Source organism: Pantoea stewartii subsp. stewartii, assembly GCF_008801695.1.
GTDB lineage: Bacteria > Pseudomonadota > Gammaproteobacteria > Enterobacterales > Enterobacteriaceae > Pantoea > Pantoea stewartii.
Genome location: NZ_VZPF01000282.1, coordinates 1 through 430 on the forward strand (window position 1 = coordinate 1; position 430 = coordinate 430).

The following is a 430-nucleotide window of genomic DNA, read 5'->3' on the forward strand; positions in this document are numbered from 1 at the left end:
GAAACGATGATAAACGGCGGCGCTACTTCGGTCAGTTGCTGGATGAACTGGATATCTATCAGGAGAAATTACGTATCTGGGAGGCGCCTCCGCAGGTGACGGAACCGGTTAAACGCCTGACGGGCATGTTACATAAATACCAGAACGCGCTTACCGATAGCTAATTCACAAGAACCGATGCTAAAAGCGTGGGTTTTTTTATGTCTATACTTATTTGAGATACAAAAACAGCGCAAGAGTGCTCCGGGACTGAAAACATTTCTGGAATTGAAACCTCTACATAATGATGCTTTGTAGTAAAACAGACAATTGTCTGTCGGGGATGATAGCTGGCTATGAATGTCTATACATTTGATTTTGATGATATTAAAAACCAAAGCGATTTTTATCGCGAGTTTACGCAGACGTTTGGCCTTGCCAGTGAGAAAGT

General features: G+C 42.8%; 1 protein-coding gene and 1 pseudogene. Both read left to right on the top strand.

From position 1 onward, the window contains the following. Window positions 1-164 (top strand): hypothetical protein (locus F7Q90_RS27545; protein WP_170283825.1); only part of this gene is annotated, 164 nt, incomplete at its 5' end. Between the two features lie 171 nt (window positions 165-335). After that, window positions 336-430, top strand: a pseudogene (locus F7Q90_RS27550) (barstar family protein); the annotation flags it as partial.